Annotated in this window: 8 protein-coding genes; 2 read left to right on the forward strand and 6 right to left on the reverse strand. The window is 72.1% G+C overall.

All coding sequences use genetic code 11. The annotated features are described in order from the left end of the window. Positions 1-343: 343 nt before the first annotated feature. The gene (gene lexA, locus ACIBEA_RS17740; RefSeq protein WP_354381387.1) at positions 344-1,135 is read left to right on the forward strand and encodes a transcriptional repressor LexA; all 792 of its coding nucleotides are present in this window, start codon (positions 344-346) and stop codon (positions 1,133-1,135) included. A 110-nt stretch (positions 1,136-1,245) separates the two neighbouring features. Here the strand turns inward: lexA and ACIBEA_RS17745 are convergent, their stop codons facing one another. The 5 genes from ACIBEA_RS17745 to ACIBEA_RS17765 form a co-directional block, all read right to left on the reverse strand. Continuing rightward, the gene (locus ACIBEA_RS17745; protein ID WP_399261821.1) at positions 1,246-3,216 is read right to left on the reverse strand and encodes an ATP-dependent DNA helicase; all 1,971 of its coding nucleotides are present in this window, start codon (positions 3,214-3,216) and stop codon (positions 1,246-1,248) included. A gap of 52 nt (positions 3,217-3,268) precedes the next feature. Further along, the gene (locus ACIBEA_RS17750) at positions 3,269-5,125 is read right to left on the reverse strand and encodes an IucA/IucC family protein (protein WP_399261823.1); all 1,857 of its coding nucleotides are present in this window, start codon (positions 5,123-5,125) and stop codon (positions 3,269-3,271) included. A 50-nt stretch (positions 5,126-5,175) separates the two neighbouring features. Next, positions 5,176-5,847, reverse strand: coding sequence for a GNAT family N-acetyltransferase (locus ACIBEA_RS17755; protein WP_399261825.1), 672 nt, complete (start codon positions 5,845-5,847; stop codon positions 5,176-5,178). Positions 5,848-5,863: 16 nt separating this feature from the next. After that, on the reverse strand, positions 5,864-7,597 hold the full coding sequence (locus ACIBEA_RS17760; protein WP_399261827.1) for an IucA/IucC family protein: 1,734 nt from the start codon (positions 7,595-7,597) through the stop codon (positions 5,864-5,866). Positions 7,598-8,127: 530 nt separating this feature from the next. Continuing rightward, complete coding sequence (locus ACIBEA_RS17765) at positions 8,128-9,423, reverse strand: diaminobutyrate--2-oxoglutarate transaminase family protein (protein ID WP_399261955.1); 1,296 nt, start codon at positions 9,421-9,423, stop codon at positions 8,128-8,130. Positions 9,424-9,905: 482 nt separating this feature from the next. On the opposite strand from ACIBEA_RS17765, the gene ACIBEA_RS17770 reads away from it, so the two are divergent. Then, positions 9,906-11,084 carry a trypsin-like serine peptidase gene (locus ACIBEA_RS17770; RefSeq protein WP_399261829.1) on the forward strand — a complete coding sequence of 393 codons (1,179 nt, stop codon included), beginning with the start codon at positions 9,906-9,908 and terminating at the stop codon, positions 11,082-11,084. Between the two features lie 116 nt (positions 11,085-11,200). Here ACIBEA_RS17770 and hflX read toward each other — a convergent pair whose 3' ends face one another. Next, positions 11,201-12,706, reverse strand: a complete 1,506-nt coding sequence (gene hflX, locus ACIBEA_RS17775; protein ID WP_399261831.1) for a GTPase HflX — start codon at positions 12,704-12,706, stop codon at positions 11,201-11,203. Between the last annotated feature and the right edge of the window lie 17 nt (positions 12,707-12,723).

The following is a 12,723-nucleotide window of genomic DNA, read 5'->3' on the forward strand; positions in this document are numbered from 1 at the left end:
GACCGGGGACCACAACCTCTGGGTGACTTCGCTCATCCAACCACTAGATCTTGGGTTGTGGAGGATTTACGGCGCTCCGCGTGTCGCAGCCCCCCATGGCCGGATCCGGGGGCTCCGAGTGCCACACTGGGCCCGGGAGCGGACGGGGCGATTCAACCGGCAAGGGTACCGTAAGCGGAAGACGCCCGACCGAACCCGCGTTCGGCCACCCGCTCGTCTATACACCCCTCCACATGACCACGATGAGCTATCTGCGTTTTTTCACTCGAACGTGTGTTTGGCGCAACCTTTCGAAAGCTACTACCGTTGTCCAGCTAGGGAGAACATTTCGAGAGGGGCCGACGTGACCACCACCGCAGACAGTGCCACCATCACTGCCCAGAACCGCTCCCAGAGCCGACTCGAGCCGGTGCATGCAATGAACGACTCAAGCCTGAACCCGGAGGCGGAGCCCGTCCGCCCCGCACGCTCGCTGCCAGGGCGACCTCCAGGCATCCGCGCCGACAGCTCCGGACTCACGGACCGGCAGCGGAGGGTCATCGAGGTCATCCGTGACTCGGTGCAGCGCCGCGGCTACCCGCCGTCGATGCGGGAGATCGGCCAGGCGGTCGGCCTGTCCAGCACGTCTTCGGTGGCCCACCAGCTGATGGCCCTCGAACGCAAGGGCTTCCTGCGCCGTGACCCGCACCGCCCCCGGGCGTACGAGGTACGGGGCTCCGACCAGCCCAGCTCGCAGCCCACGGACACCACCGGCAAGCCCGCCGCCTCCTACGTTCCCCTGGTCGGCCGGATCGCCGCGGGCGGCCCGATCCTCGCCGAGGAGTCGGTCGAGGACGTGTTCCCCCTCCCCCGGCAGCTCGTCGGCGACGGAGAGCTCTTCGTCCTCAAGGTCGTCGGCGACTCCATGATCGAAGCCGCCATCTGTGACGGCGACTGGGTCACGGTCCGCCGACAGCCCGTCGCGGAGAACGGTGACATCGTCGCCGCGATGCTCGATGGCGAAGCCACGGTCAAGCGGTTCAAGCGCGAGGACGGCCATGTCTGGCTGCTCCCGCACAACTCCGCCTACCAGCCCATCCCAGGTGACGAGGCGACCATCCTCGGCAAGGTGGTCGCGGTACTGCGGCGCCTCTGACGGCCGCCGCCCCCATCCGGCCCCGGGACTCACTGCGCCGTGTCCCGGGGCTGCTCTTTGCCCTCGTCCCTCCGCCCTCTTCCGTCCTCAGACGGCCCGGGCGGCTCCGCTCACTTGCCGTCGGCCTGCGCGGTCGCGTCGATGGCGGCCAGCGAGCGGCGGACCTGATTGCGGTCCGTGGTGTACCAGAAGTCCGGCAGCGTGGCCCGGACGAAACTGCCGTAGCGCGCGGTGGCGAGGCGGGGGTCCAGCACCGCGACCACGCCCCGGTCCTCGGAGGCCCGGACCAGACGGCCCGCGCCCTGCGCCATGAGCAGCGCCGCGTGGGTCGCGGCCACGGCCATGAAACCGTTGCCGCCGCGCTCCTCCACGGACTTCTGCCGGGCGCTCATCAGCGGGTCGTCCGGACGCGGGAACGGGATCCTGTCCATGACGACGAGCTGGCAGCTGGGACCGGGCACGTCCACACCCTGCCAGAGCGAGAGGGTGCCGAACAGGCAGGTCTTCGGATCGGCGGCGAAGGCCTTGATCAACTCGCCGAGCGTCTCCTCCCCCTGGAGCAGGATCGGGTTGTCGAGCCGCCCGCGGAGCTCCTCGGCGGCCGCCTTGGCTCCGCGCATGGACGAGAACAGGCCGAGGGTGCGGCCGCCGGCCGCCTCGATCAGCTCGGCCAACTCGTCGATCATGTCCCCGCGGGTGCCCTCGCGGCCGGGGGTGGCCAGGTGCTTGGCGACGTAGAGGATGCCCTGCTTCGGATAGTCGAAGGGCGAGCCGACGTCGAGGCCCTTCCAGACGGGGACGTCGTCCCCTTCGACCCCTTCGGGTGAGAGCCCCATCGAAGCCGCGACGCCGTTGAAGTCGCCGCCGAGCTTGAGGGTCGCGGAGGTCAGGACCACGGAGCGGTCCTCGAACAACTTCTCGCGCAGCAGCCCGGACACCGAGAGCGGGGCGACCCGCAGGGTGGCGCCGAACCGGTCGTGGCGCTCGTACCAGACCACGTCGTACTCGGAGCCGAGGGTGATCCGCTCCGCCACGCCGTGGATGCTCTCCACCGCGGCGAGGGCCTGCTTGCGGACCGCGTCCTCGTCGTGGACGGACTTGTCGCGGGTACCGCCGATCGCCGAGATCACGTTGCGCGAGGCGTCCCGGAGGGCGAGCAGGGCGTAACCGAGGTCCTCCGGGATCTCTTCCAACCGACCGGGCAGGGCCAGCTCCATCACCCGCTCGAAGGTCTCGGCGGCCGTCTGGAGAGAGTCGGCGATCTTCTCGTTGACCAACTTCGCGGACCGCTTCACCGCGCGGTTGACCTGGCCGGGAGTGAGTTCACCGGTGGCCACACCGGTCACCCGGGAGACCAGCTCGTGGGCCTCGTCGACGATCAGCACCTCGTGCTGCGGGAGCACCGGAGCGCCCTCGATGGCGTCGATCGCGAGCAGCGCGTGGTTGGTGACCACGACGTCGGCGAGCTTGGCGCGCTCGCGGGCGGCCTCGGCGAAGCACTCGGCGCCGTAGGCGCACTTCGTCGCACCCAGGCATTCCCGGGAGGAGACGGAGATCTGGGCCCAGGCCTTGTCGGAGACGCCCGGGGTGAGGTCGTCCCGGTCACCGGTCTCCGTCTCGTCCGCCCAGTCGCGCAGGCGCAGCAGGTCCTGGCCGAGCTTGCTCGTCGGGGCAGCCGCTTCGAACTGGTCGAAGAGGCCCTCCTCCTCGTCCTGCGGTGCCCCTTCGTGGAGGCGGTGCAGGCAGAGGTAGTTGGAGCGGCCTTTGAGCATGGCGAACTGCGGCCGCCGGCGCAGCTGCGGGTGCAGCGCCTCGACCGTGCGCGGCAGGTCGCGCTCGACGAGCTGGCGCTGGAGCGCGAGCGTGGCGGTGGCCACGACCACGCGCTCGCCGTGCGCGAGCGCGGGCACCAGATAGCCGAGGGACTTTCCGGTGCCCGTGCCTGCCTGGATGAGCCGGTGGGAGTTGTCGTCGATCGCTTCGGCGACGGCTTCGGCCATGGCCACCTGGCCGGGACGCTCCGTGCCGCCGACGGCGGTGACGGCGGCGTGCAGCAGGTCGGTGAGAGAGGGCTTCGTCATAGCACTGCCAACCCTACGGGGCGCCACCGACAGCGACCGCACCGGCGAGTGGTCACGAGGGGTGCAGGGGATTGGGCACGCTGCCGTGGACGACGGCGTGCGGGCGGTTCGGACGGTCCCGGTAACCGTCCGCGTGGAGCCGGTTCCGGTTGAGGCAGAGCCGGTCGATCCGCTCCGTGAGCAGGTCGAACAGCTCGTATCGCTCCTTCAGCTCGGGGAAGCGGGCGTGGTGGCGGAGGATCTCCGCCCGTACGAGCGACCAGAAGTCACGCTCGGGGACGGCGAGCCGGTCCTCGCAGATCGCCGAGAGGTAGCGGAAGACGCCGACGAAGAGTCCCGAGTGGATGAACTGGGGCAGGAAGTCCGCGGGCTCGGTGAGCAGGACCGCGCGGACCTCGTCGGGCATGGTGGCGTGCTCGGGCAGCGGGTCACGGCTGACGTTGACGTCGTCCACGAAGTCCTTGACCGCGAGCCGGACCGGGACGTCGCGCTCGTCGAAGATCACGATCGCGTTCTCTCCGTGGGGCGAGAACACCGTGCCGTAGCGGTAGAGGAAACGGAGCAGGGGCGGCAGGAGCGCGGCGAAGAGGTGCTGCAGCCAGAGCTTCGCGGGCAGGCCGGAGCGGGCGACCAGCTCGGCGGTGAAGGACCGGCCGCGCGGGTCGGTGTGCAGGAGCGAGGCGAGCGTCCGGGCCCGCTCCCCGGGGGCGAGGTGGCGGGCGAGCGGCTCGCGCCAGATCGCGCCGAGCAGTTCGCGGTATTGGTACGGCACCTCGGGCAGCCCGTCGTAGACGGGGTGCCGCACGGTGACGGAGGCGACCTCGCCGAGCAGGACGACCCTGCATTCGTCGCGCAGGAAGGGATCGGCGTCGCGCAGGGAGTGGATCCAGGCCGTGACGGCGGGCGCGGCGAGGGTGAGGTCGGTGGGCAGGCCGCGCCAGACCATGGTGTTGAAGACGGCCAGGGGGAGCTTGACGGTGTGCCGGTCGGGGCGGGTGACGTTGAGGAAGGTGCGGATCGACTGCTGGGGCAGGCGTACGTCGGGGTCCGCGGGCAGCGGCACGAGCGCGCCGGACGCCAGGGCGGGGGCGAAGAGGGGGAGCACGATCTCGTCCCACTGCCAGGGGTGGACCGGGAGGTAGAGGTAGCCGCGCGGGTCGAGTCCGCGGTCGCGCAGGACCCCGTCGAAGGCGGCTCGGGTGACGGGGTCCAGTTCGGCCGAGTAGAGCCGGGCGGGATCCTCCAGGCCGGCGGCGCCCCGGTAGGCGGCGAGGGAGGTGTGGGCCGCGAGCCAGGGCAACCGCTGGCGGGTGCGGGCCTCGGGGGTCCAGGCCGCGGCGTCCGCGGCCGAGAAGCCGAGGCGGCCCTTGTTGAGGACGAGCCAGGGGTGGCCGGTCTGGTGTCCTTCGAGGGCCGCGTAGTCGAGGTCGGCCAGGAGGTCGGCGGTGAGGGCGGTGTGGTCGATGCGCGCGTCGGCGGCGAGGGTCGCGCTCAGTTCCCGGACGAGGTGGCCGAGGGTGGTGCCGTCGAGCCCGAGGAGTTCCCGGGCGAGGACGAGGAAGCGGTACGGGTCCCCGAAGGCGCCGGCCGGTGCGGTCGAGGGCGCCGCGGCCGTGCGGGTGATGGTGGTGGCGTCGACCTGCCAACTGCCGTAGGCACGGCGGCGGGCCCGGAATCCGAGGGAACTGCCGTCGTCCAGGGTGAGCGTCCAGGCGTCGCCGTCGGCGGCCGGGGCCGGAACGGGCCGGACGATCTCCTCGTAGGCGAATTCGCCGAGCATCTTGGCCAGCAGCCGCCGCGCGGCGAAGTCCCAGGTCGAGCGGGTGAGTTCGGGTGGGGTGCGGGGGCCTTGGGGCGACGGTGCCAGCGCCGCGTCGGTGGAGTCGGAGGCAGGGGGGAAATTCGGCACAAGACTCCTCGGGATCGGGAACTTAGCTGCGCGACGCAGAGTTTTTATGGTCAGAGGAGATCGCGCAGGGCCCGCTCACGGATCATCAGGGCGGCGCGCTTCTCGGGCAGGTCGACTTCCGCGGAACAGCGGAAGCCGGAGTTGAGGAAGGCTGATACGGAGGGGGTGTTGCGCATGTCCGGTTCGGCGATGACACGCGTACAGCGAGGACGGTTCGCGAACACGAGGTCGGCGACGGCCCGCAGCAGAGTGGTACCCAATCCCCTGCCCCGGTTCGTTCCGTCTCCGATGAGCAGGTGGATACCGGTGTCGTGGGGGCGCGCCGGGTAGTACCGGGCGAGCGGGTCGAGATCGGCCCGGTAGATCTCCCAGTAGCTCATCGGGGTGCCGTCGAGGACGCCGAGGCAGGGAATGCTGGAACCGTCCCCGTCGAGCTGCTCCCGTAGGTGCGCGGCGGTCACGGAGGCGGGGCCCGAGAGTTCCCAAAAGGCCGCCACCTCAGGGTCGTTCATCCACACGGCCAGCAGGTCCAGATCACGTTCGAGGCGTACGGGCTCCAGGCGGAAGGCACCGAAGGCCGTGCCGGCGACGCCCCAGGCGGCCGGTGACTCCAGGAGGTCGGCCTCGGCGAGCAGCGGCAGCAGCCTGCCGGGAAGGCGCAGTTCGAGGGTCCCGTCGGCGGTGGAGCCGGCATCGGTGGAGCAGGCATCGGTGGAGGGCATGGCGCTCTTCTCCCCGTCAGTCGTGAAGGGGGTTGGCGATGGTGACGTAGACGGACTGGGTGTCGACGGGGCCGACGAGCTCGTCGAGGCCGCCGAGGCGGGTGAGCAGGTTCGCCTTGCACTGCAGGGTGGGTGAGTCCAGCAGCTGGGTCGGGAGCGGCCCGAGGGCGGCGGCCTTGCCGAGGAAGCGGCGGAAGGCGGCGAGCAGGACCCGCTCGTCGGCGAGCCGCTGGGCGCCGAAGGCCCCGATGAGGCCGAAGACGTTGTTGATGGCCAGGTAGTAGGCGAAGCGCTCGTCGGTGACGGCGTCCGAGACGAAGGTGTCGCTGGCGTCGCCGACACCGGGCAGCCGGCGCTCCAGTTCCGCGCGGTGGGAGTCGCGGAAGTAGTAGCCCTGGTTGTCGCGGTAGCGGCCGCCGACAGGCCAGCCCGCGGCGTCGAGCAGGACCAGCGTGTTCTGTTGGTGCGCCTCGAGGGCGATGCCCGCGAGGGCGTCGAGGGCGAGCACCGGCAGGACGACGTGGTCGAGGTAGCGCAGGAACCACTCGGCGGCGACGGCCGATGTGGACCGCCCGGTGGCGAGGGAGAGCCTGGCGACCAGGTCGGCCAGGCGCGAACGCATCGTGGTGCGGCCGGGCCACGGGCGGGGAGAGGTGAGCGCGGCGATGCAGACGACGTCGTCGCCCGGACGGAAGGGGTTGTGGCGCAGCAGGGCGTCGAGGCCGGGGACGGGAGTGCCGTCCAGGGCGTCGACGGCGACCCAGGCGGGGTCGCGCACGATGTCGAAGCCGGGGTGGACCGCCTGCCACTGCTCGACCAGTCCGGAGCGCAACAGCCGGTGCACCTCGACGCCGCGGTGGAGCTCCTTGCGGAGGTTCTCCCTGCGCGAGTTGGTGATGCGCAGGCCGAGCGACAGCTTGATCATCGCTGCGGCACCGGGGCGGTGGACGGTGCGGATGGAGGAGGTCGGGTACCAGGGGTCGCCGTAGGGCCCGAGGTCGTGCAGGAGTCCCGCGTCGAGGAGGGCGGCGACCGCGGGGCGCTGGAAGAGGTCACGAGCCTGCCAGGGATGCAGGGGAAGGGGGGTGGTGCCGTCGGGGATCCGCAGGCCGGGGGCGAGGCGGCCGAGCAGCCGTTCGGCGGGGACGGGGCGGCCGCGTTCGGTCCAGGCCGAATCGGTGGCGAGGACGGAGGGGTCCACAGCGGTCCAGTGCAGGGGGAAGGAGCCGTGGAGTTCGGGTGAGTAGCGGCGGACCTCCGCCTCGGAGAGGCCCTCGCGGCTCTTCGGGGTGGGGTGGAGGGGGTGACCCAGGAGCAGGGACTGTTCGGCCGTGAGGAAGAGCTCTCCGCAGACAGGGGCGGGGGGCACGGGGCGGGTGCGCCGGTCGGCGATGAACTCGGCGGTGCGCCGCACCGAGTCGGCGACCCGGCCGACGAGGTCGGCGCCACCACGCGCACCGCCCTCGCGGGCGATGAGCCCGGCGAGGGTGACGGCGTCCAGGGCGGAGGCGTCGGCGGGGGCGCCTTCGAGCCGCGCGGGGACGAAGCGGTGCCAGCCCGTCGGGGACCAGTGCCGGACCGCGACGAGCAACGCCGTGCCGGAGGCGGGAAGGGGGATGCGGAGCAGGGTTCCGGGAGGGCCGACGGGGCGGCCCAGTCCGCTCTCGCGGACCCAGCAGCGCAGCAGGTTCTCCACGGCCGCCGCCTCGGCCGCGATGGCCGGGTCGACGTGGTCCAACAGATCGGGCAAGACCAGCGGGTCGGGTCCGGGTGGGACGAGGCTGGTGCCGGTGCTGGTGCCGGTCGCGGTGCCGGTGCCGGTGCTGGTGCCGGTCGCAGCGCCGGTCGCGGTGCCAGCGCCCGTACCCGGCCCTGTCCCACTACCGGTCTCTGTCCTGGTGCCCGCCCCACTCCCGGTACTGGCCCCGCTGCTGCTGCCGGTCCTGGTGTCGGCTGCGTGCGCACCGATATGTGCGGCGTCGTCGGTCGGGCCGGCGGCTCCGGGTCGCTGCCCGGCAGAGAGCCGGCCGGGGGTGGATGCCGGGGTCGGGGCTGGGGTGGTGGGTGCTGGGGTGGTGGGGGGTTGAGGAGGCCTGGGGATGCCGTCCTTCTGGCGGGGGACGGTGGCCGGGGGTGCCACCGCTGCCTGCGGTGGTGCCGCTTCCGGAGCCGGGGCCGGGGGCGGGGTGTGCTCGGCCGGGTCCTGGGGCTGGTGCGGCGCGGGGTCGGGAGTGGAGGTCACGGAGTTCCTTGCGCAGGCTCGGTTCGGCGGAGGCTCGGTCAGGGGTGCCGGGTGCGTTCGGCCGCGGTCACGGCATCGGCGAGGCGGTCCAGGACGGCCACGGCCTGCTCGTCCGTGATGGTGAGCGGGGGCAGCAGTCGGACGACGCTGGAGTGGCGCCCGCCCAGCTCGACGATGAGGCCGCGATCCAGGCACTCCTGGCGCACGGCGGCGGCGAGCCGCGGAGCGCCGTCCCCCGCCGGGGCATCCGGGGCGTCCGGATCGACGAGTTCGAGGCCCAGCATCAGGCCGCGGCCGCGCACGTCGCCGATGCAGGGGTGCTCGGCGGCCAGCGCGCGCAGGGCGGCGAGCATCCGGTCGCCCACCTCGGCCGCGCGTGCGTCCAGGCCGTTCTTCCGGACGTGGGCCAGCGTGGCCGTACCCGCGGCCATGGCGAGTTGGTTCCCGCGGAAGGTACCGGCGTGGGCGCCCGGTTGCCAGACGTCCAGTTCGGCCCGGTACACGATCACGGCGAGCGGCAGACTGCCGCCGATCGCCTTGGACAGCACCATCACGTCCGGGACCACCCCGGCGTGGTCGACGCCCCAGAAGGCACCGGTGCGCCCGACCCCGGTCTGCACCTCGTCGGCGATGAGCGGGATGCCCCGGGCGGCGGTGATCTCGCGCATCCGGCGCAGCCAGGCGTCCGGCGCCGGGATGACCCCGCCCTCGCCCTGGACGGGTTCGAGGATCATCCCGGCGGGCACGGGCACCCCGCTCTTGGGGTCATCCAGGAGGCTCTCGGTCCAGCGGGCCCCGAGACGGGCTCCCTCGCGCCCGCCCACGCCGAACGGGCAGGCGTAGTCGCGGGGGTAGGGCAGCCGGGTCACCTCGACGTCCCGGGCCCCGCCGGACGCGGCCAGCGAGCCGGCCGTCATGCCGTGGTAGGCGCCGGTGAAGGCGAGCAGGCCGTTGCGGCCCGTCGCGGTGCGGACGAGTTTCAGGGCCGCCTCGACCGCGTCCGTACCGGCCGGTCCGCAGAACTGGACGCGCGCGTCGGCGGCCAGCGCCGGCGGCAGGTTCGTGAACAGCTCCGTGGTGAAGGCGTCCTTGACCGGTGTGGCGAGGTCGAGGACGTGCAGCGGAGCGCCGGAGTCGATGACCTTGCGGATCGCCTCCAGCACCACCGGGTGGTTGTGTCCGAGCGCCAGGGTTCCGGCGCCGGAGAGGCAGTCGAGGTACCGGCGGCCGTCGGCGCCCTCGATCGTCATGCCACGGGCGCGGACGGGGACGATGGGCAGCGCCCGGGCGTAGGTCCGGGCAGCGGACTCCCGGAGCGACTGCCGGCGCAGGATCCCCTCCGGCCCGCCGCCCGACCCGACCCCGCAGGCCCCCGAGCCGTCCGGGGCCCCCGGGGGTACGGAGGGCACGAAGGGCGCCGTTGACGTCGTCCGCCCGAATTGTGCGGGCACGAGCGGCGCGGGCTCGGCGGACGGTACGACGGCGGACGGTGCGGCGGCGGTCCGTGCCGCCGCCGCGGCCGACTCGGTCAAGGCCACGGGTGTCGGTCCTCCCAGTTGGATCGCCCTGCCACGTGCACGGGCGCCCGGTTGCTACAGGTGCTCTTGCGGATTGCGCGTACGCACGCGAACGCTGCTCCCCATCCCCCGTACGTACCAACGACGATGACGGCGGCGGATCACGGGCGGCGCCAAGATCCTTGCGGGCAAGGGCCGTCCGAGCCGCAACCGCCGCCCCGCCCGGTGTCGTCCCCCAGGACATCGGCATAGTGGGGTGCTGCACTCCACGCCTCGACCCACCCAGGGAGATTCACGACATGCGACGACCGAACCGACCGGTCACCGCCGTACTGTGCGCGGCCGCGCTCGCGCTGACCGCCGCGGCCTGCGGACCCGGCAACGGTGAGGCCGGCGGCGACGCCAAGCCGACCGCAGCGGCGGGCCTCCCGGCCGGATCCGACACCATCAAGATTCCTGACGAGCTGAAGGACAAGCTCAAGCAGCACGGCATCGACATGGACAAGTGGAAGGGGGGCGAGTGGAAGAACTGGAAGAAGGAGGACTGGCTCCGCGAGGCGGGCGACTACATCAACCCCATCATCGCGGGCCTGTGGGACCCGGACCGGATGCGTGACGCCGACGTCCCGCCGGACCGCCCGGTCACCGACCCGGACCTCGGCAAGGACCAGGGCGTCACCGACCCGACGCCCGACCCGGTCGCCGCGAAGGCGGCCGCCCCGCCCTTCCACCAGAGCGTGCCGGAGGCCGGCAAGGTCTTCTTCGACGGCCCCGAGGGCTCGATGGTCTGCTCGGCGACCGTGGTCAAGGACCCGGCGCACCCCGGCAAGTCCAACATGGTCTGGACGGCCGGCCACTGCGTGCACGCGGGCAAGAGCGGCGGTTGGTACCGCAACATCGCCTTCGTGCCCTCCTACAACAACTCCGGCAAGTCCTCGGCGCAGCTCAAGGGCGCGAGCCGGGAGCAGGTGGCTCCCTACGGCGTCTGGTGGAGCGACTGGGCGCAGACCTCGGACCAGTGGATCGCCCAGGGCGGGTCGACCGGCGGCGCGGGCGCCCCGTACGACTTCGCGGTGTTGCACGTGACCCCCGAGGGCGGCGCCGGCAAGTCACTGGAGGAGACGGTCGGTTCGGCGCTTCCGGTGGACTTCAACGCTCCGGCCGTGGGCAAGGTCGCGAGCATCACGGCGACCGGATTCCCGGCGGGCACGCCGTTCGACGGCCAGAAGGCCTACCAGTGCAGCGACAAGCCGGGCCGCTACTCGCTGGCCTCCTCCGCCCCGGTCATGTACCGCATCGGCTGCACCATGACCGGTGGTTCCTCGGGCGGCGGCTGGGTCGCCACCGGCGCCGACGGCAAGCGCGCGCTGGTGTCGAACACCTCCATCGGCCCGGTCAAGGCCGGCTGGCTGGCCGGTCCGCGGCTGGGTCCGGAGGCGAAGGGCGTCTTCGACGCGGTGAGCGCGAAGTTCAAGTAGGGAAGCACGTAGGGAAGTCCGCGTAGGAGCTTCGCGTAGGGAAGTGCATACAGGGAGGGCCCCCGCATCGCGGGGGCCCTCCCTGTATGTGTGTCCGGTACCGCGGTGGTTCGGCGTCAGTGCTTCGCGGGGATGTACGGAGCGAGGTCCGCCGCCAGTTCCTGGTGGACCCGCGCCTTCAGCAGGGTGCCCTCCGGGGTGTGCTCCTCGGAGATGACCTCGCCTTCGGCGTGCGCCCGGGCGATCAGTCCGCCGCGGGTGTACGGCACCAGTGCCTCCACCTCGACCTCGGGCCGGGGCAGCTCGCGGTCGATGAGCGCGAGGAGTTCCTCGATGCCCTGGCCCGTGCGGGCCGAGACGGCGATGGAATGCCGCTCGATGCGCAGCAGTCGCTGGAGGACCAGCGGGTCCGCGGCGTCCGCCTTGTTGATGACCACGATCTCGGGCACCTTGACGGCGCCGACCTCGCGGATCACCTCGCGCACCGCCGCCAGCTGCTCCTCCGGAGCCGGGTGCGAGCCGTCCACGATGTGCAGGATGAGGTCGGAGTCGCCGACCTCCTCCATCGTGGAGCGGAACGCCTCGACGAGGTGGTGGGGCAGGTGCCGGACGAAGCCGACGGTGTCGGCCAGGGTGTAGATCCGGCCGCTCGGCGTCTCGGCCCGGCGCACGGTCGGGTCGAGGGTGGCGAACAGCGAGTTCTCCACCAGGACGCCCGCGCCCGTGAGGCGGTTGAGCAGCGAGGACTTGCCCGCGTTGGTGTAACCGGCGATGGCGACCGAGGGCACCTTGTTGCGGCGCCGTTCCTGCCGCTTGATGTCGCGGCCGGTCTTCATCTCCGCGATCTCGCGGCGCATCTTCGCCATCTTCTCGCGGATCCGGCGCCGGTCGGTCTCGATCTTGGTCTCACCGGGACCGCGCGTCGCCATGCCGCCACCGCCGCCGCCACCCATCTGGCGGGAGAGCGAGGCACCCCAGCCGCGCAGTCGCGGCAGCATGTACTGCATCTGCGCGAGCGCGACCTGCGCCTTGCCCTCACGGGACTTGGCGTGCTGGGCGAAGATGTCGAGGATCAGCGCGGTCCGGTCGACCACCTTGACCTTGACGACGTCTTCGAGGGCGATGAGCTGGCCCGGGCTGAGCTCGCCGTCGCAGACGACGGTGTCGGCGCCGGTCTCGGTGACGATGTCCCGCAGCTCGCGCGCCTTGCCGGAACCGATGAAGGTGGCCGGGTCGGGCTTGTCGCGGCGCTGGATCACGCCGTCGAGCACGAGGGCGCCCGCCGTCTCGGCGAGGGCGGCCAGCTCCGCGAGGGAGTTGTCCGCGTCCCGCACCGTGCCGGTGGTCCAGACGCCCACGAGGACCACGCGCTCCAGCCGGAGCTGGCGGTACTCGACCTCGGTGACGTCTTCGAGCTCCGTGGAGAGGCCGACGACGCGCCGCAGTGCGGCGCGCTCGGAGCGCTCGTACTGCGCGCCGTCGCGCTCGCCGTCGATCTCGTGGCTCCAGGCGACGTCCTCTTCCATCAGGGCATCGGCCCGAAGGCTCTCGGTGAAGCTCTGCGCGTCCTTCGCCTCGGGCGAGTCCTGCGCGTCCTGGGAAGGGGAAGAAGAGGAGGTCATTGGATCCTTACGTCGTT

This window comes from Streptomyces sp. NPDC051555 (assembly GCF_044454405.1).
GTDB lineage: Bacteria > Actinomycetota > Actinomycetes > Streptomycetales > Streptomycetaceae > Streptomyces.